At 53.1% G+C, this 19,884-nt stretch carries 15 protein-coding genes and 1 tRNA gene; 11 read left to right on the forward strand and 5 right to left on the reverse strand.

The window, feature by feature from the left end; translation table 11 throughout:
- Window positions 1–21: 21 nt before the first annotated feature.
- The 4 genes from DFR47_RS05125 to DFR47_RS05140 are packed head-to-tail and all read right to left on the reverse strand — an operon-like array spanning window position 22 to window position 3,837.
- Window positions 22–1,200: a thiolase family protein gene (locus DFR47_RS05125; RefSeq protein ID WP_113943342.1), complete on the reverse strand. Its 1,179-nt coding sequence runs from the start codon at window positions 1,198–1,200 to the stop codon at window positions 22–24.
- A 6-nt stretch (window positions 1,201–1,206) separates the two neighbouring features.
- Window positions 1,207–2,496 (reverse strand): ArgE/DapE family deacylase, encoded by a 1,290-nt coding sequence (locus DFR47_RS05130; RefSeq protein ID WP_374788330.1) that lies wholly within the window; start codon window positions 2,494–2,496, stop codon window positions 1,207–1,209.
- Between the two features lie 8 nt (window positions 2,497–2,504).
- A complete protein-coding gene (locus tag DFR47_RS05135; RefSeq protein WP_237120788.1) occupies window positions 2,505–3,164 on the reverse strand; it encodes a 3-oxoacid CoA-transferase subunit B in 660 nt (219 codons plus the stop codon).
- Window positions 3,145–3,837, reverse strand: a complete 693-nt coding sequence (locus tag DFR47_RS05140) for a CoA transferase subunit A (RefSeq protein ID WP_170137447.1) — start codon at window positions 3,835–3,837, stop codon at window positions 3,145–3,147. The genes DFR47_RS05135 and DFR47_RS05140 overlap by 20 nt, the downstream gene beginning before the upstream one ends.
- 148 nt (window positions 3,838–3,985) lie before the next feature.
- On the opposite strand from DFR47_RS05140, the gene DFR47_RS05145 reads away from it, so the two are divergent.
- The 11 genes from DFR47_RS05145 (at window position 3,986) to DFR47_RS05195 (ending at window position 16,045) form a co-directional block, all read left to right on the forward strand.
- Window positions 3,986–4,942 (forward strand): LysR family transcriptional regulator, encoded by a 957-nt coding sequence (locus DFR47_RS05145; RefSeq protein ID WP_245416461.1) that lies wholly within the window; start codon window positions 3,986–3,988, stop codon window positions 4,940–4,942.
- Between the two features lie 134 nt (window positions 4,943–5,076).
- Window positions 5,077–5,150: transfer RNA gene (locus DFR47_RS05150), tRNA-Cys, on the forward strand.
- A gap of 67 nt (window positions 5,151–5,217) precedes the next feature.
- On the forward strand, window positions 5,218–5,895 hold the full coding sequence (locus DFR47_RS05155; RefSeq protein ID WP_113943344.1) for an MOSC domain-containing protein: 678 nt from the start codon (window positions 5,218–5,220) through the stop codon (window positions 5,893–5,895).
- 59 nt (window positions 5,896–5,954) lie between these two features.
- Entirely contained in the window at window positions 5,955–7,391 is a 1,437-nt protein-coding gene (pdxR, locus tag DFR47_RS05160) for a MocR-like pyridoxine biosynthesis transcription factor PdxR (RefSeq protein ID WP_113943345.1), read from the forward strand.
- Between the two features lie 182 nt (window positions 7,392–7,573).
- Window positions 7,574–8,467 carry a MurR/RpiR family transcriptional regulator gene (locus tag DFR47_RS05165; RefSeq protein WP_113943346.1) on the forward strand — a complete coding sequence of 298 codons (894 nt, stop codon included), beginning with the start codon at window positions 7,574–7,576 and terminating at the stop codon, window positions 8,465–8,467.
- The gene (locus DFR47_RS05170) at window positions 8,448–10,325 is read left to right on the forward strand and encodes a dipeptide ABC transporter ATP-binding protein (RefSeq protein WP_113943347.1); all 1,878 of its coding nucleotides are present in this window, start codon (window positions 8,448–8,450) and stop codon (window positions 10,323–10,325) included. The genes DFR47_RS05165 and DFR47_RS05170 overlap by 20 nt, the downstream gene beginning before the upstream one ends.
- A gap of 19 nt (window positions 10,326–10,344) precedes the next feature.
- Window positions 10,345–11,874 carry a glutathione ABC transporter substrate-binding protein gene (locus DFR47_RS05175; protein ID WP_113943348.1) on the forward strand — a complete coding sequence of 510 codons (1,530 nt, stop codon included), beginning with the start codon at window positions 10,345–10,347 and terminating at the stop codon, window positions 11,872–11,874.
- A 64-nt stretch (window positions 11,875–11,938) separates the two neighbouring features.
- The gene (gene gsiC / locus DFR47_RS05180; protein WP_113943349.1) at window positions 11,939–12,859 is read left to right on the forward strand and encodes a glutathione ABC transporter permease GsiC; all 921 of its coding nucleotides are present in this window, start codon (window positions 11,939–11,941) and stop codon (window positions 12,857–12,859) included.
- Window positions 12,856–13,740, forward strand: a complete 885-nt coding sequence (locus DFR47_RS05185; protein ID WP_113943350.1) for an ABC transporter permease subunit — start codon at window positions 12,856–12,858, stop codon at window positions 13,738–13,740. Before gsiC ends, DFR47_RS05185 begins: the two co-directional genes overlap by 4 nt.
- A 65-nt stretch (window positions 13,741–13,805) precedes the next feature.
- Window positions 13,806–14,747, forward strand: coding sequence for an isoaspartyl peptidase/L-asparaginase family protein (locus tag DFR47_RS05190; protein ID WP_113943351.1), 942 nt, complete (start codon window positions 13,806–13,808; stop codon window positions 14,745–14,747).
- Window positions 14,748–14,965: 218 nt separating this feature from the next.
- Entirely contained in the window at window positions 14,966–16,045 is a 1,080-nt protein-coding gene (locus tag DFR47_RS05195) for an SbmA/BacA-like family transporter (RefSeq protein ID WP_170137448.1), read from the forward strand.
- 91 nt (window positions 16,046–16,136) lie between these two features.
- Here DFR47_RS05195 and DFR47_RS05200 read toward each other — a convergent pair whose 3' ends face one another.
- The gene (locus DFR47_RS05200) at window positions 16,137–19,883 is read right to left on the reverse strand and encodes a TonB-dependent receptor (RefSeq protein ID WP_113943353.1); all 3,747 of its coding nucleotides are present in this window, start codon (window positions 19,881–19,883) and stop codon (window positions 16,137–16,139) included.
- Between the last annotated feature and the right edge of the window lies 1 nt (window position 19,884).

The following is a 19,884-nucleotide window of genomic DNA, read 5'->3' on the forward strand; positions in this document are numbered from 1 at the left end:
TTCTCCCGTTTTTACAGCACTTTAACCGGTGATTTCCAGCAGTGCTGCTGCACCCATGCCCCAGCCGACACACATGCTGACCACCGCATAACGGGCACCACGTCTTCTGCCTTCAAGCAGCGCATGGCCTACCATACGGGCACCGCTCATACCATAAGGATGGCCTATGGAAATCGCCCCGCCATTCACATTGAGCTTTTCCGGATCAATCCTCAGACGATCACGGCAATAGACAAGCTGGGAGGCAAAAGCTTCATTAATCTCCCACAGATCAATATCATCCATGGTCAGACCATGATGTTTCAGCAGTTGCGGTATAGCCAGTGCAGGGCCGATACCCATTTCTTCCGGTGCACAGCCAATTGTCTGCATACCGCGAAAAATTCCTAGCGGCGTCAGCCCCCGCGCGGCAGCAGCTTGTGCCGACATCAACACACAGGCCGATGCCCCGTCAGATAATTGCGACGAGTTACCGGCGGTGATTGTGGAATCCTCACTCAGCACCGGCGCCAGTGTTGCCAAGCGGTCAAGGCTGGTTTCAGGCCGGTTGCATTCATCCTGTTGCAGAGTAACGCTGACTTTACTCTCTTCTCCGCTCACCGCATCTTTCTGCAATTTCTCAGCCTGAACCGGCACAATCTCATCGGCAAACAGCCCTGATTTTTGCGCTGCGGCTGTGCGCTGCTGGCTGCTCAACGCATAAGCATCCTGAGCGTCGCGCGAAATATTATAGCGCCGTGCCACCAGATCAGCCGTGGCGATCATCGGCATGTAATAACCGTCACGGATCGCCGCGATGCGATAATGCGAGCCGTTCCATTTATCATTTTGCACCAGCGAGATACTGTCCATACCCGCCGCCATCGTCACATCATAATCGCCCTGCCGGATTTGCCCTGCCGCAACAGCAATGGCAGACAGGCCGGAAGCACATTGGCGATCAATCGTCGCCGCAGGCACATAATCCGGCAAACCCGCTGCAAAAATCACATGCCGCCCCGCATTGACCGCACTTGTGCCTTGGGTCAATGCGCAGCCAAGGGTGAAATCCTGTATTTCGCCACCTTCAAGACCGGCACGTTCAATCGCGGCCTTGACCGCATAGGCAGCCATCACCGGCCCCTGTGTGGCGTTGAAACCACCGCGATAGGCCTTACCGATCGGTGTACGGGCAGTGGAAACAATTACAGCATCACGCATAGTCAATCAAAGCTCCTCAACACCACACCAATCGGCAATAAACAGTGCCGTGGACTGCGTTATTCTGCGAACGGATTCCAGATCAACCCGCTCATTAAATCCGTGGATGGCCTCGGCCTTCGGCCCGTAGACCAATGCAGGCGTATCCGCATAAAGACCGAAGAAGCGCGCATCCGTCGTGGCGGTAATCGCCTCTTTTTCCAGTTCCTGTCCGGAGACAAATTTGTGCGCACGTCCAAGGGCATCCAGCGCCTCACGCGCCACAGGCCGCTTGTCCTCATCCAGCGAATAACCTTCCGCCGCAAAGCCGTTATAAACAATCTCCGGCGGGTTCTGCGCCAGAAAGGCATGGCTTTTTGCGGCTTCCGCAATAGCCTGTTCAATGCGCTGTTTCAGTTCATCAATGCTTTGTCCCGGAAACAGCCCCATGCGCACATCAAACACACACCATGCCGGAACCGAGCTTGCCCAGTCACCACCTTCAATCTTACCGATATTGAGGTTCAGCGCATGGTCGTGGCAGGCAAAATCATAATGACGGCATTGCGGTGCATTCATCTGTTTTTCAAGATCATGCAAAGCTGCGAAAAGCGGAATTGCGGCTTCAATCGCATTAGCACCACTGCCCGCATAGGCCACATGGGTCGGCAGACCTTTCAGACGGATCTGAAACCACAAAACGCCGACCTGCGATGAGACAATCTTCTCGGCAAATGGCTCAGGGATCAATGCTGCATCAGCGCGGTAGCCACGCTGCAAACAAGCGAGTGCGCCATTGCCTGTGCACTCTTCTTCCACCACCGACTGGAAAAACACATCGGCAGCAGGTTTCAGGCCGAGATGTTTCAATGCCTCAATGGCAAACAGGTTCGAGGCCAGACCGGCCTTCATATCACCGGCACCGCGGCCATACATCCAGCCATCATCAACATAGGCCTCAAAAGGCGGGCGCTTCCACATATCCAGCGGCCCGACGGGTACCACATCAATATGGCCGTTGAGAATAAGACTGCGGCCACGTCGGGTGCGGCTACGCAATGTGCCGACAACATTGACCGCATTATCATAGTTACCGATCACCGGTGAAAAGCCCGGCATACCGGCGATATCGTTGACATCAATTTCCCAGCGATCCACCTCATAACCGCCGACGGTTAGCTCCCGTGCCATAAAATCCTGTGCCGACTGCTCTTCCCCCCGCACAGACGGGTGCCCCACCAGTTCAGCAAGGAAAGCGATCTCACGGTCAAAAACCGCATCGACAGCATGGAGGACGGATGTTTCATTCACGCTCATGGTGTGCCTCAAAATACCGGTAGATCGTGATCAGGAATGGTGAAATCCGCCGCCGTTGCAGCTTTGAGTTCATCGAGACTGACACCATCTGCAATTTCAACCAGATGTAATGTGCCGTCACGCACATCAAACAATGCCATATCCGTGTAAATCCGGTTTACCCGTCCTTTAGCTGTCAGCGGCAAAGTGCATTGCGGCAGGATTTTCGGATTACCTTTGCGGTCAGTATGCATCATCACCACGGCAACCTGACGAGCTTTTTGCGCCAGTTCAATAGCGCCGCCCATGCCGGGAGAGAATTTTCCCGGAATGATCCAATTGGCAAGATCACCATTCGCAGCTACTTCAAAAGCGCCGAGCATGGTCAGATCCAACCGCCCTGAACGGACGATGGAAAAGCTCACCGCACTGTCAAAAAATGCCGTTCCCGCCACTCTGGAAACATAAGCACCACCGGCATCAATCAGATTACGGTCGGCCTCGTCATAGGAGCGGCTTGGCCCCACACCGGCTATCCCGTTTTCCGAATGCAGACACACAGGCATATCCGGTGCAACATATTGCAATACTTCTGTCGGCAAGCCGATACCTAAATTGACAGTCATACCTGACAAGATATCTTTGGCTGCACGGCGCAGCATCCGTTCTTTAGCGTCTGATGACATCATAGACCTCCGGCAATTCGCCCAATTCCGCCACATGATCCACAAAAGCACCGGACAGGTGCACAGCGTCCGGTGTAATCTGCCCGAACGGCACAACCTGTTCTGCCTCAACAATGGTTTTATCGGCCGCCATAGCCATCAGCGGATTGAAATTGCGCGCTGTTGCAGCAAAGAGCAGATTGCCGAAAGGGTCAGATTTTTCGGCATGGAGCAGTGCGAAATCCGCTTTCAAAGCCGTTTCCAGCACACCTGTCTCACTGCCGATTGTCACCTGCGGTTTGCCTTCCGCCAAAGGCGTACCGATACCAATATCCGTCACAAACCCCATCAGACCGGCACCGGCCACGCGGATACGTTCGGCGAGAATGCCCTGCGGTACAAATTCAACTGTGATACGGCCTTCATTCATCAGCCGCACGGCGGTGGGGTTCAGCCCGATATGGCTGGCAATAAGCTTTTCCACCTGCCCGTTTTCCAGTAGCCAATCGACCCCCATACCGGCTTCATTGGCATCATTTTTGATGATTGTCAGACCGCGTGCACCCTGTCGCACCAGCTCTTTAATCAGGCAAAACGGTGTTCCGGGCACGCCGAAACCACCCAGCATCACCACAGCGCCATCCCTGATTTCAGAGATCGCGTCCTCCATCAGACCGATTTTGTCGGGTAGTGTCATTCAGACCATCCAGTTATTGCTACAAAGGCGCGCAAACGCACCTTTGCCCCTCGCTCAAAAGCTTCAAAACGGCTTTCTTGACAAATCTTGACACTGCGACAACCATAGCGCAAACAGATAAACATAATCATCATCATTGATAGGATTAATGATGCGCACCTATGAAGAACGCTTTTTATGGCGGCTGGACTGGAACCTGTTGCGCACTTTCACCATCGTTGTGGAACAGGGCGGTATCACCCGTGCGGCAGAATTTCTGAACCTGAGCCAGCCCACCGTCAGCAGTGCGCTCAAACGCCTTGAAGACACGGTTGAAAAACGGTTGCTTGACCGCCGACCCGGCCATTTTGCTTTGACCACAGCAGGCGAAACGCTCTATCGCGAAAGCCACCTGCTCTTCGGCTCGATTTCGCGCATTCCGAGCCTGATGGCTGCCGCAGAAAATCTGGTCACCGGCCATATTTCCATTGCTATGACCAGCCATGTCACCTGCCCGCATTTTGATACGATCCTGCAGCAGTTCAGCCGGACTTATCCCGAAGCAACCTATTCGATTGCCGTGACCGAAAGTGCCGATGTTCTGAGCCGTATCCGGCAAAATCAGGCCACTTTCGGTGTGTGCCTGATGCGTGAGGATGATCCCTCATTGGAGGCGAGTATCCTCTATCGCGAGTTTTTCGGTCTGTTCTGCGGTATCAGTCATGAGCTGTTCGGCCGTACAAATATCAAACCGGAAGACCTCTCCGGCAAACAGTCAGTTTCCTTCCAGACGGAAATCGAAAACGGCCCGCTGTTTCTGGTGCGGCAATTGCGTGAACGGGTGCATCTACACTCCGAACCACGCGGTGTTTCTGCCAACCTGCCGGAAGTCAGCCGGATGATTATTCAGGGGCTGGGTATTGGTGCTCTGCCGGTACATATTGCCAGCCGTGAGGTTGATGCCGGTCTGCTCTGGGCTCTGCCACCGCAGGATGATCTGCCCGCGATTGATATTCATTTTGTCTATAATCCGCGCCGCAGTCTCAATCCGGCAGAGGCCGCGTTTATCCGCATGATGAGCGAAATGCTTCGCGATACATCGCTGGAAGAACGCACTTATCGCTGAGTTTGCACCTCATACCGGCCTAGTAAAATTATACAAACCGGATCATTCATTTGATCCGGTTCAGACCTATTCAGGAGACGGTTTCAACAAACATCCTCCCGGATTTTGCAACCTTAATGATACTCTTCAGATCAGGCCGAATGGCGGAGCGGTTACGCAGCGGATTGCAAATCCGTACAGCTTGGTTCAAATCCAAGGTCGGCCTCCATCTCTGACCAATACCGGAACGTATTGGTCAGAGATGGGTTTATATTGTATTTCAGAGAATTCAGCTCATGACAGTGATTGATACAATACTAACCGGTTCCATCGCCCCGCTGGGGCCGCGTGCCGCGCCCAGCGCGATTAACAAGCTGCCATCCACCGGCAAAAACTGGCTCGGCAGTGAAGGCTTTATCAAAGACGCACAAGGCGACCGCAAAAATCACGGCGGGCCGGAAAAAGCCGTTCATCATTATGCCTATGACCATTATGACGGCTGGAAACAGGAAATCGGTGAGCGCACTATTCTGAACCATGCCGGTGCATTTGGCGAAAATCTTTCCACCACCGGACTGACTGAAGAAACGGTGGCAATCGGCGATATTTTTCAGGCCGGTGACGCTGTCATTCAGGTCAGTCAGGGACGCCAGCCGTGCTGGAAACTGAATATCCGCTTTGACACCGGCGACATGGCTTTGCGCGTACAACGCAGCGGTCGCACCGGCTGGTATTACCGCGTTTTGCAAGAAGGCAATGTCCAAGCAGGTGATACATTACAACGGATCGAGCGCCCCTCACCTGAATGGACAATTCGCAAAGCATGGCATCTGCTCTATGTTGATACGATGAACCTTGCTGAATTGGCCGTGATGGCAGAGCTCGAACATCTGGCGCAAAACTGGCGGGATTACGCAATCAAACGTCTTGCCTCGCGCAAGGTCGAAGACTGGTCGCGCCGCCTGCAAGGCTGACCACTCTACAAAGCCTCCTTTTTGCACTAAACTCAGTTATTGTTAAAGTCAGGTCTGTGATGAGAAAAAGCACCGCACTTGCCCTGGAAGTTTCTGCCAGAGATCGGGAGCCGATTTTTCTGGCACTCGCCCGCTCCATTATCGGTGAGATTGAACGTGGCCGCCTGAAACCCGGTTCCCCTTTGCCCGGAACGCGTTCGCTCGCGCAAACGCTTAAACTCAACCGTAATACGGTAGATGCGGCCTATCATGAACTGACTATGCAGGGCTGGCTCGCAGCAGAACCATCGCGCGGCACTTTTGTGGCTCATGACCTGCCGGATGTCTCATCCCCGGACAAGAAGAACAATGCTGCGCACAAACAAATACCCGTCAACAGTAACAAGCCGCTGATTGCGCTGAAATTTTCTGATGGCGCACCGGATGCCCGCCTGTTACCGACCACTACATTTGCCCAAGCTTTCCGGCGGGCGCTGAACAGCGCCAATTTCACCTATGGCAGCTCCTACAGCGATCCGTCCGGCAGCCGGTCATTACGGGAAACGCTTTCATCCTATCTCAATGTTGAACGCGGACTGGTGGCCACGGAAAACGACATTATGATCACCAGAGGCAGCCAGATGGCTTTGTTTCTGGCGGCCAAAGCCATCACCATGCCCGGCACCAAAATCGCGGTCGAGCGCACTGGATATCCGCTGGCATGGTCAGCTTTCCGCGCCGCCGGTGCAGAAATTCTCGGTATTCCGGTCGATGAAGGCGGGCTGGACGTTGACGCGCTGGAAGAGCATGCAAAGCGCGATCCGTGGCTCAAAGCAGTTTATCTGACCCCGCATCACCAATATCCGACCACCGTTACACTCGGTGCTGCCCGCCGTTTGCGGCTGTTCGACATTGCCAGACGCTATGGCCTTGTGATTATTGAAGATGATTATGACAATGAATATCGCTATGACGGCCGTCCGGTTCTGCCGCTGATTGCCCGCACCAGCAAAGATCAGCCGGTGATTTATCTCGGCTCCCTGTCCAAAGTCCTCACTCCTGGCATCCGTGTCGGCTATGCCGTTGCACCGGCAGATATATTGCAGCGTATGATCCGCCATCGCGAGGCCATTGACCGGCAAGGAGATCTGCCGCTGGAGCTGGCTCTGAGTGATCTGCTGGCTGACGGCACGATTAAACGCCACGCCCGCAAAGCCCGCCGGATTTATCATGCAAGGCGGGATTTTCTGGCAGAGCAATTGCAAAATGTGCTCGGCCATGATGGTCAGTTTACATTACCCGCCGGTGGTCTGGCTATCTGGTTCCGGCTTAATCACGGGCTGGATGCGCAACAATGGGCTGAAAATGCAGCCCGGTGCGGCCTGTCCGTTTTACCCGGCACACATTTTGAGCTGGATAAAAGCAAAGCTCCTGCGGCGTTCCGTCTTGGTTTTGCCAGCCTGACAGAAGCCGAAATTGCACGGGCAGTTCAAATTCTCGCCCGTTCAAAGCCTTGAATTTATAGCTGCTTTTACTCTCTTATCAAAATGACAAGCCGCTGTTTCCTGAACCGGAACAGCGGCTTATTTTATTATTTGAGAGTGAAAAGATATTTTGTCACACAATATGAAAAAGATTTTCATATGGAATCATTTTTGATAAGATTTTTTTCGGGAGAGATTTGAGGGGGAAAGAATCGTTGAACCTGCCGGCGCTGATTGAAGCACAGTGGACACGTCTGACAATGAATCAGCAAAGGATTGCTGATTTTGTGCTGACCAATCCTTTTCCCGTTGCCACAATGGGTATTGAAGAGCTGGCTTCCGCGACCGAAACCTCAACGGCAACGATTACCCGTTTTGTCAAAGCACTTGGTCTCAACGGCTATACCGAATTCCGCAACCATGCTGTGCAAGGCTATCAGGCTCTGCTAAAGCCGGTCGAAAATGTCGACCGCGCGCGCCATAATCCGCCTAAGCGTGTTGTGGAAGATGCCTTTGCCAATGCGCTTGAACTGCTCAAAAACATCGCACAGCAGGCTGATAATCCGGTCTGGGAAAGCGCTGCCATGCGCATTCTCAATGCACAGCGGATTGCGTTTTTAGGCTTTGGTGTCAGTGGCAATCTTCTCCAGCTTTTTGCCGACAGGCTGCTGCCTTTCAGCCGTGCGCAGGTCATGCTCACCGGCGATTGCGGCATGGAACGTGTGGCTCTGAAAATTGCCGGTCTCGGCCCTGAAGACCTGCTGATTGCAATGGCGCTGCCTCGCTACTCGCAGGCCACTGTTGATTTTATGAAGATGGCACGCGGTCGTGGCACCTATTGTATCGCGATCACCGACGGCCCTCACTCGCCGCTATGCGCTCTCAGCCACGAACAGATTTTCATTCCGGCAGAACATCCGGTTCTGCATAGTTCCGGCATTGCGGCAATTGCCGCTTTTGAAACCATTCTCGCCATTCTGGCGGCTCATCATCAAAGCGTATCCGATGCTGTCGCACGGACACGCTTTCTCATGCCCTATTTTTATGCGGATGATAAAACTCATCCGCAGTCCAAGACGAGGACCACGGATGTCAGTGAAGCCGAGTAACCCGCAAGCAGCACCGGTTATCCGCGTTGATAATGTCAGCGTTGATTTCAAAGGTGACGAAAGCACATTCCGTGCGGTTAAGAGCCTGTCTTTCGAGATTAAGGCTGGTGAAACACTGGCTGTGGTCGGTGAATCCGGCTCGGGTAAATCCGTCACCTCGCTGGCCATTATGCGTCTGGTAGAAAGCGGCGGCGGTAAAATCGCAGAAGGCGGCATTCATTTTACCGGCAATGACGGTGTGACTACCGATCTCACCAAATACTCGCTAAAGGCGATGGAAAAGATCCGCGGCAATGATATAGCCATGATCTTTCAGGAGCCGATGACCTCGCTCAATCCGGTCTTCACCGTTGGTGAACAGATTGCCGAAGCCGTGCGTCTGCACCAGAATTGCTCCGCCGCAGAAGCCCGTGCTGAAGCGCTGCGTATGCTGGAAAAAGTCCGTATTCCTGATGCCGCCCGCCTGCTCGACCGCCACCCGCATCAGCTTTCCGGCGGTATGCGCCAGCGCGTTATGATTGCTATGGCGCTGTCCTGCAAACCGAAACTGCTGATCGCCGACGAGCCGACCACAGCGCTTGACGTGACCATTCAGGCACAAATTTTGCGCCTCATCCGCCTGCTGCAGGAAGAGATGGGCATGGCTGTGCTGTTCATCACCCATGATATGGGTGTCGTGGCAGAAGTGGCCGACCGCGTTCTCGTCATGCGCCACGGTGAAAAAGTCGAAGAAGGCACTGTTGAAGCAGTTTTCACATCACCGCAGCATCCTTATACCCGCGCTTTGCAGGCAGCGGTGCCGCGTCTTGGCGCACTCAATGGTGAAGATCTGCCGCGTCGTTTCCCGATGCTCAAGGCCGATCATGCCGACGGCAAGCCTGCTGAATTTGAAATCTCACCACCGCAGGATACCATTAAATCTGACGAGCCGGTGCTGAAAGTACGCGATCTTGTCACCCGCTTTGATATCCGCCGTGGCTTCTTCTCCAAACTGACCGGCCGTGTTCATGCTGTAGAGCAAGTCAATTTTGATCTGCGTCAGGGCGAAACACTGGCACTGGTGGGTGAATCCGGTTGCGGTAAGTCCACGACCGGCCGCACTTTGATGATGTTGCAGGAAGCGACTTCCGGCTCCGTACAATATCGCGGCAAAGATATCTTCAAACTGAGCGGCGCAGAAAAACTCGCCGTTCGCCGTAAAATTCAATATGTGTTTCAGGATCCGTTTGCCTCACTCGATCCACGCCTGACCGTTGGTTTTTCCATTGCCGAGCCGCTGATTACCCACGGCCTTGCCAAGGGTGATGAGATTGAAGCCCGTGTGATGCAATTGCTGCGCGACGTGGGCATGCAGCCGGAACACGCACGCCGTTATCCGCATCAGTTCTCCGGCGGCCAGCGTCAGCGTATCTGTATTGCCCGCGCTCTGGCTGGTGATCCGGATATTCTGATTACGGATGAGGCTGTGGCAGCGCTTGACGTTTCCATTCAGGCGCAGGTCATCAATCTGATGATGGAATTGCAGGAAAAACGCGGGTTGTCCTATATTTTCATCAGCCATGACATGGCAGTGGTTGAGCGCGTCTCGCACCGTGTTGCCGTGATGTATCTCGGACAGATCGTGGAAATCGGTCAGCGTCGTCAGATTTTTGAAAATCCGCAACATGCCTATACCCGCCGTCTGCTCTCTGCGGTGCCGATTGCCGATCCGGCACGACGCGACCGCAACAGACCGCTGATTGAAGGCGAAATCCCAAGTCCGGTGCGCAAGCCCGACGATATGCCTGTTGTCAAACCATTGGTTGAGGTGGAACCCGGCCATTTTGTAGCCCGCCACCCGATCGGCGATTTTAAGTAATATGTGTAAGGAGAGACATATGAAACTGAAGTCAATTCTGCTGTCAACCGCACTCGCTGCTGCTGTCATGCTGCCTGGCACTGTCTGGGCAAAGTCCCTCACCGTTGCCATTCCGAACAACCTGACAGGTCTGGATCCGACAAATATCAATGATACCTTGTCGCAGACTTCGATCCGCCTGATCTATCAGGGTCTGTTCGGCTTTGATAAAGATATGAAACTTGTTCCGCTTCTCGCTGAAAGCTATGAAGCCAATGACAATGCCACCGAATTCACGATTAAATTGCGTGAAGGTGTAAAGTTCCACGATGGTACTGACTTCAATGCAGCAGCGGTTAAAACCAATATTGACCGTCTTGCCAATCCTGACAACAAACTGTCCCGTCGCAGCCTTGTATCCATGGTCAAGGAAGTACAGGCCGTTGACGCAACAACTGTTAAGCTGATCCTCAAAGAGCCTTTCGGTGCGATGATCCCGTCTCTTGCCCATCCGGGTGCGATGATGATTTCGCCTGCCGCTCTGGAAAAATTCGGCAAAGACATTGACCGTAATCCTGTCGGCACCGGCCCGTTCAAGTTTAAACATTGGGGTGCGGACACACTGGAAGTCGTGAAAAACGACACCTACTGGAAAGAAGGCCTGCCGAAAGTTGACGGCGTGACCATTCGCTCCGTACCGGAATCCGGTGCCCGCTTTGCGATGTTGCAGACCGGCGAAGCCCAGTTCATTCCTTCTTTCCCGCCGGAGCTGATGGTTGTTGCGGAAAAGAACCCGAATGTAGAAGTAACCGCAAGCCCTTCGATCGTAGAATATTACGTTGCGCTCAACACCACCAAAAAACCTTTTGATGATGTGCGCGTTCGTCAGGCATTGAACTATGCTGTCGATAAGAAGACCTATTGTAAAATCGTTTACAATGATCTGTGCGAGCCGTCAGACTCTATCATTCCGAAAAATCTGGCTTTCCACATTACAGCCGGCAATTACGACTTTAACCTCGATAAAGCCAAAGAGCTGATGAAAGAAGCTGGTCTCGAAGCCGGTTTTGAAACTGAAATCTGGTCTGGCTCCAATACAGAAGCCATCCGCGCTGTTCAGTTCATCCAGCAGCAGCTGGCGCAGATCAATGTTAAGGTCAATGTAATGCCGCTTGAAGCCGGTGTTGCAGCGCAGAAAATCTGGTCTGTAGAAAAGCCAGAAGATGCAACCGTGCAGATGTATTACGGCGGCTGGTCGGCTTCGACCGGTGACGCTGACTGGGGTATTCGTCCGCTGCTTTACGGTCAAAGCTTCCCGCCTGCAATGTTCAACGTTGCATATTACAAAGATGCAAAAGTTGACGCTGCAATCGAGGGCGCGATCAGCACGGCAGATCCTGCAAAACGTGCAGAATTCTATGCGGAAGCACAGAAAGTTGCATGGGCTGGCGCACCTTGGATCTTCCTCGGTGAAAACCAGAATATTTCAGCTAAAAGCAAGACCCTCTCAGGCGTTTACATGCTGCCTGACCGTGGCTTCCTGCTTGAAGAAGCTGCTTTCTCTGAATAATCGTATCTGAAAGCGAGTGCTGACCGCTTTATGCGGTCAGCACAGTTTTTCAGAAAGGAAATCCATGTTTGCCTATCTGATCAAACGGCTGTTGGCCACTGTCCCCGTCATTTTGATGGTGATGGTCTGCGTTTTTGCCTTTGTGCATATGTTGCCCGGCGATCCTGCCCGTCTTGTTGCAGGTCCTGACGCCAGCCCGCAGGACGTTGCCGCCGTACGCTCCTCACTCGGCCTCGACAAACCGCTGCCTGAGCAGTTTGTCACTTACTTCAGCCGTGCAGTACAGGGCGACTTTGGCATCTCGCTGAAAACCCGCCGTACTGTTGCCGAAGAAATCGGCTCCCGACTGATGCCGACCGTATGGCTCACCGTATTCGCCATGCTCTGGTCCACGGCTCTCGGCCTGCTGATCGGTGTTATCTCCGCTGTCAAACGTGGCAAGTGGCCTGATTATGCTGGGATGATTATTGCGGTTTCGGGGATTTCCTTTCCGCCTTTCTGGCTCGGTCTTCTGCTTATCAACCTGTTTTCCGTTCATCTCGGCTGGTTCCCGACCGGCGGCTACGGCACCTGGCAGCATTTCATCATGCCGTCGTTTACGCTGGGGCTTGGTGTTGCGGCAATCATGGCACGTTTCACCCGCTCTTCCTTCATCGAAATTGCCCGTGAAGATTATGTCCGTACTGCGCGCGCCAAAGGCGTACCGGAACGCCGCGTGATCTGGAAACACTCGCTGCGCAATGCGCTGATCCCGATCATCACCATGGTCGGCCTGCAATTCGGATTCCTGCTCGGTGGTTCGATTGTGGTTGAGAGCGTGTTCTCATGGCCGGGCCTCGGCCGTCTGCTGGTCGATTCAGTTTCCTATCGTGACTATCCGGTCATTCAGGCGCTGATCCTGTTGTTCTCGCTGCAGTTCATTTTCATCAATATGCTGGTTGATGTGCTGTATGCCTTCGCAAATCCGGAGATCCGCTACAAATGAGTGCGACAACTGTTGTGGTGGAACCCACCGAAAAAATGCGCAAACCATTGGCCGAATTCTGGCGCCGCTTTAAAAAGCAAAAAGTGGCTGTGATTGCGCTTATCTTCATCATCACACTGGTGCTGATGGCCGTCTTCGCGCCGTTTGTTGCGCCTTATGATCCGACCATTCCGGATTATAATGCCGTACTGCAAGGCCCGAGTGCTGCCCATTGGGCAGGTACTGATACCTATGGTCGTGATATTTTCAGCCGCATCATCTGGGGCGCGCGGATTTCGCTGTCCGTCGGCTTCCTGTCGGTGACACTCGGTGCGCTTGCTGGCGTTTCGCTCGGTATTATCTCCGGCTATTATGGCCGCTGGATTGACTCTGCCGTGATGCGTCTGTGCGATCTGCTGCTGGCCTTTCCGGGTATCCTGCTGGCGATTGCTGTTATCGCTATTCTCGGACCTGGCATCACAAACGTGATCTATGCGGTTGCGATCTTCTCGATTCCGGTTTTTGCCCGTCTTGCCCGCGGTACAACTTTGCAGCTAAAGCGCACTGTCTATGTAGATGCATCCCGTGCCATCGGCGTTAAAGACCGCGTGATCATGCTGCGTCACATTCTGCCCGGCACTTTGCCGAATGTGATCGTCTACTTCTCCATGCGTATCGGCACATCCATTCTGACCGCTGCCTCCCTCTCCTTCATCGGTCTGGGCGCTCAGCCGCCAAGCCCTGAATGGGGTGCCATGCTGGCAGACGGACGCTCCTATATGGGCGTGGCCGACCATCTGACCTTGTTTCCGGGCATTGCGATTTTCGTGACTGTTCTGGGCTTCAACCTGTTTGGTGATGGTCTGCGTGACGCATTGGATCCGAAACTGCGCTCTGACTGATGCAACTACGCCGTCTCAACTGAGACGGTGTTCTCATGTCAGCCTTTCAATATCTGAGGAATATTATGTCTGAAACTACTCCTGTAATTGCACTCCACGGCGGTGCAGGCACAATCCTGAAATCCAATATGACACCGGAGCGTGAAGCCGCCTATCATGCAGGTCTTAAAGCCTGCCTCGAAGCCGGTCTGAAAATTCTTAACGAAGGTGGCAGCGCATTGGATGCAGCCACCGCTGCGGTTATGGCACTCGAAGATAATCCGCTGTTCAATGCCGGTCGCGGTGCGGTTTATACCACGGATGCCACCCATGAGATGGATGCTGCCGTGATGGACGGTGCAACCCGTGCCTGCGGTGCGATCACCGGTATCTGCGGCCCGCGCCATCCGGTGCTGGCAGCGCGCGCGGTGATGGAACGGACTGAGCATGTATTCCTCGCCGGTGAAGGCGCAAAACGCTTCTGCGAAAATGCCGGTCTGGAAATGATGGAACCGGAATGGTTCGGCACCCAGCAGCGTCTTGATGCGCTGAAAGCGGAAATGGAACGCCGCCGTCTCGGTCTTGCCGATGATGGTGATCCGGCACGTAAACACGGCACAGTCGGTGCGGTTGCACTCGACAAACACGGCCATATTGCTGCTGCCACATCCACCGGCGGCATGACTGCAAAAACACCGGGTCGCGTAGGTGACAGCCCTGTGATTGGTGCCGGTACTTGGGCTGACAATAAAACTGCAGCGATTTCCGCCACCGGTCACGGCGAATATTTCATCCGCTGGGCAGTCGGCCACGAAATTGATGCGCGTATGCGCTGGGCAGGCCAGAGCCTTGCACAGGCTGCAGGCGATGTGGTGCAGGAACTCGGTGAGCTCGGCGGCTCCGGTGGTCTGATAGCCATTGATGCCAAAGGCAATATCGAGTTGCCGTTCAACAGCCCTGGCATGTATCGCGCATGGTGTGGTGCAGACGGCGTGATCCATACCGGCATTTACGGCAAAGAAGACTGAGGTTTTCTTGTCTAAGAATGACACTGTAAATATGGAGTGTTAGAGCGACCTTTGTGCGCCCAAGAGGGCGCACGGCGCTCTCATCCCCCGCACAGTTTCTGTCCGGGGGATTTTTTGTAACTGCTTTTTTCAATGCTCCTCTGGAACAGTACAGAAAATTCTATTAGATTTAAGGTGCTCACAAAGCGACACATCAACAGCTGCAAGAGGTCATTCCGGTGCCTGCTCCTCATGACCCTCAGCAAGCCCCCCACCTGCCGGAAATCCCGTTTTTAAAACAGGTCGGCATTCTGCGCAGATTGCTGAACTCCTCTGATGAGTTCCTGAAACTTGCCGCACTCTCCGCAGGTTTGCTGTTTATTCTGCTGGCAACCGCTTACGGACAGGTCACACTCAATCAGTGGAATGTGCCGTTTTACAATGCTATCGAGCAGCGTAATGTGCCGGAATTTATCCGCCAATTGCAGGTTTTTGTCTTTATCGCTGCCGGATTGCTGATCCTCAATGTCGCGCAAAACTGGTTTCAGCAAACCCTGTCGGTGATGATGCGCAAAGCCATTGTCAAAAATCTTATTGATTGCTGGCTGCACGCTAACAAAGCGTCCAAACTCGATAAAACTGATTTCTATGCGCAAAATCCGGATCAGCGTATCCATCAGGATACCAGACAGCTCGCAGATTCCACCACAGGCCTGACAATCGGCTTTATTCAATCGACGATACTTCTGCTCAGCTTTGTCGGCATTTTATGGAATGTCTCGGAAGGCTTTGTGTTTCACTATAATGGCCATGATTTTTCTCTGCCGGGCTATATGGTTTGGGCAGCATTTCTCTATGTCGGCCTCGCTTCAGCACTGAGCAAGTGGGTCGGGCGCGGACTGGTCCGGCTCAATGCAGCGCGTGAGGCGCAAGAAGCCGAATTCCGCACGGCTCTGGTCACCATTGTCAGTGAGAACCACAATTACCCGACAGTGGATGACAGTGAGCGGAAAATCAGCTTTCTGCGCGGAAAATTTCAAAGCCTTTACCTCAGCGTCAAGAAGCTCATTCTGACAGAAACCAACCTCACATGGATTTCATCCGGCTTTGGCTGGATGGCGATTGTGGTGCCGATCTTAGCGGCCGCACCGATCTATTTTTCCGGTGGTCTGAATTTCGGCGGGCTGATGATGACCGTCGGTGCTTTCAATCAGGTCTATTCGGCTTTGCGTTGGTATGTGAATAATTATCAGGCCATTGCCGAATGGCGCGCCCATCTGCTGCGTATTACCGGCTTCCACACACTACTGGCAGACTAAACAAGCCAGCCCGTTCTGTAAAAGAAAATGCCCCGTATTGGTCAATACGGGGCATTCATATTTCACTACTCAGAGTACAGTCATCAGCAGATCAGAATTTACCGACCATATTGAGGAAGACGCCGCGATCATCCATTTTCAGATCGCGCAGATCGTCAGAGAAGCGGCCGAAATTATAGCCGACACCAACTTTAAAATTATTGCCGACATGGCGGTACACCGCAGTCAGAGCACCAAAATCTGTGGTATCGGCCTCCGGCATATGCATTACCCTGCCTTCAACCAGAACGTCCCATTCCTTCACAATATGCAGGTCGGCACGGACAATCCCCAAATGTGCGGAAGAACGCTGCCAGTAAGGCTGGAATGTTCCTGCATTATCGGCAATCCGGTATTTCACCTCACCGATGCGGAAACCATATTTACCGCCAACCGACAGCCACGGCACCAGATCATAGGTAAAATCTGCCGAGAGAATATGGCTGCGCTGCGCCGGTGCATAAACATCGCGTGTTGAACCACTGACAAGCTGGTTATTGCCCGGCATGTCATAGAGCCAAGAATATTTAAACAATGCGTTGAGACGGTCATTTTCAACAGGGCGATATGCATAGCCGATTGATGTTTCTACATAGTCCGTGTTCTGCATCGAGGTCAGCGAAGAATTGCTGTCGGAAATAACCGCATCAAAATTCGCCAAAGCACGCCAGTCTTCACTGGTTTTCCATGAAACGCCGCCAGCCAGCAAATAAGTATTCTGATCACGGGTGCCGTCTTCAGAATTTTCAATGCGGACTTCACCGCGCATCCGTGCGTCGATACCGGCTTCTTCGTCTTTATAACCAACGGCCAATGATGGCGCATAGCGGTCAAAATCTGAATTTTCCAGACCAGCTGAATTGAGTGTATTGTCATGAATACGACCGGATTCAAAACCGGCATTAACCGTCCAGACCGGATCCGGCGTATAGACAACACCATAGGTCTGGGTGAGCGAACGGCGCAGGCCGAACATATCGTAGCTGTTTTCCATATACGCGGATGCAACATCATCGATACGGCGCTTTACACCACCAACAATCGCGCCTTTATCACGACCGCTCAGATCATATGTGCGGTTGAGGTCAAAAGCACGATCCGGATCAAGGCGGTAGCCGATATAGTAATGATCATCCGCATTAGGATCATAGGTCAGACCTGCCAGACCACCGACGCCATGGGTACCATAGGAAAGCTCACCCGTGACACCGACTTTATCCGTCAGCTTGATCTCTGTACCCAGACCAATACGATCATTGCGGCTGATATCGCCGGAACGGCTCATCATTCCCTGACCGAAACCATAGAACAGATAATCATCGCTCAGGCGATAATCTGCACGCACACCGCCATCAAGGCGTGAACCGTCATAACCGCGCTTGCCGGATTTAATTGCAGTCGGTGACATCAGTTCGGTATAGGCAACGCCAAAAGACAGTTTCCAATACTGATCCAGCTCATAGCTGATGCTGGATTTGCCTTCGCGTTTGATCTGACCATCATCATCTTTAAAATCATCATAGGTCAGTTTCAGCTTTGTGCGCTCACGCAGTTCCAGATCGGCATGCAGTCCCCAAAGCTGCTTGTCGACCAGAACCTGATCGTAAAGCGAAGAGAAACCGGCCTCACGATTTTCGTAGTAACCGCCGAGAATACCCTTGGCACCATTATCGGTCAGGTCTTCCAGATCAACCTGACCACGCACGCGCCATGCCGTTGCTGTACGGTCACGGCTACCAGCAGGACCGGTATTGCTCATGGTCAGACCACCATCGGTGGATCGATTCAGGCCAAAACCCTCACCTTTCGAGACAGCAATTTCACCTTCCAGAAAGGTGGTTTCCGAATGGCGCAGCTGAATATCTGTACCGCCTGCCTGCTGATCCGCAGTACCTGTCGTTTCATTCATGCCGGTAACACCGACACGAACTTTTTCGTTCAGCCATTGCTGCGCACGGCCGCCATAGCTGAAGCCGTCCACATCCGTGGCAGATGGTTCAAACTCATATTGTGCAAGCAGATAGATTTTATTACCACCCAAAGCGCCGTTACGCACCGGATCATTGGTCGCCGTTGAAGATGACAACGGCCGTGTGAGAATGACCACGCCCTGCATATAATCAAAACGATAATCCTCACCGGCACGCAGCGTGCGGCGCTCGATCATACGGCCGGTAATCGAATCACGGACTTCAATCGTCAGTGTTTCCGAACCTTCGATGATGTCCTGACGCTTCATGAAATAGGCGGAACCGCCGGTGGCAAGGAATTCTTCGCGCTGCGGCAGCGTATCCGGTTGTGCACCATAGAGGGTCACTTCCGTGTTACGTTCACCGAAAGATGTGCTGGCTTCGGAACGATAAACCGCCTGACCACCATAGAGTGCACGCTCTGCACGCATGAATTCTGTACCCGTGATCTGAGTTTTGAAATTACCCCACATCACATGGCTGTCGCCGCGATCCAGACGCACATAGAATTTGCCATTTGTCGGCGCATCTTCAACCATAGTCGAGTCATCGCCATAGACCGGATAATAATCATCCGGATCGAGGCGGCGCAGCAAACGGCGCGGATCTTTGCTGCCGAAATTACGGAACAGCTGATCCAGATCATCCTCAGCCGTATCAGCGGCAGCGGTCAGCAGATATTCGCCTTTGATCTTGCCTTTCAGATAGAAAGCAAGGCGTCCCCGCGTATAGACGCTGTCATATTCGCCCGGACGCACGCTCTCAATATTCTTATCGCCTGTACGCTTACCAACGGTCAGATCGGCCAGCGCGACGTAGAACCATTCATTATCCGGAATATTGATATCACGGTTGAAATGCAGGCCGCTGTCTTTAGAAACGCCGTTCACCGATACATCAACATCATGATTGCCCGGCGGCAGAATGCGCTGCACCACAAAGGCCTGTTCACGGTCAACAGGAATGGCTTCCCCGAAAGCCTCTACCTGATGCTGCTGCGGGACATTACGACCATAAATCGTGACAGAGCCACCGCGCACAGGAATATTGCGCACAGCAGTACGATCTTCACCCATGCCCGGTGCAACAGCCGTTACCTTATTGTCGGATGAGAAGTCTTTTTCCGTCCGACTCATTGTCAGCGGAGCAGTTTCATCATAACGGCCTTTGGCATCATAGACACGCAGCACATAGGTAAAATCGCGCAGATCATCACCGCCAGGCATTTTCCAACCGGCTTTTGCATTGGTGCCAACCGGAACAACAGCCAGAGGTTTTTCCGTTTTCTTGCTGTCATTATCGTGGAAAATACGGATTTCCGAACGCTCTACGAAACCCGGATAGTTGGTCGTTGCCAGAAACTCGACCGTCTCACCGGCACGGTAACTGCGACGCACCGGCATGGTGGAGATGTTCAGCATCGGTGTGCTTTCCAGACCATCATATTTGATCTGGATATCAACCGCATGCAGATCAACATCCGTTTTACGCTGACGATCGGCCTGCTTAACCGGCTTATCGTTTTTCTTCGCGGTAGCCAGTGCTGTGCTTTCGCCGACAGTTTCACCATCAACGCTGATAGCAAAAGGAATATTGCCGCTGTCGCTTAAAGATTCACGCTCGGTATTTTCACCGACTTCCAGACTGCGCACAGTCTGGTCATCCAGCTTTTTACCCCGCACGGAATGCAGCTCTGTCTTGCGGTTTTCAGCAGAATTTGCAGCCAAAGCGGGCAATGCTGCCATGGTCAGAGTGACCATGGCGCTGCCTGCAAGCAAGCTCAGACGACGGATATTACGGTGTTTCATGGATGGAATAATGTCCGTCATA

The sequence above is a fragment of the Pseudochrobactrum asaccharolyticum genome, assembly GCF_003314995.1.
In the GTDB taxonomy this organism is placed as follows: Bacteria; Pseudomonadota; Alphaproteobacteria; order Rhizobiales; family Rhizobiaceae; genus Pseudochrobactrum; species Pseudochrobactrum asaccharolyticum.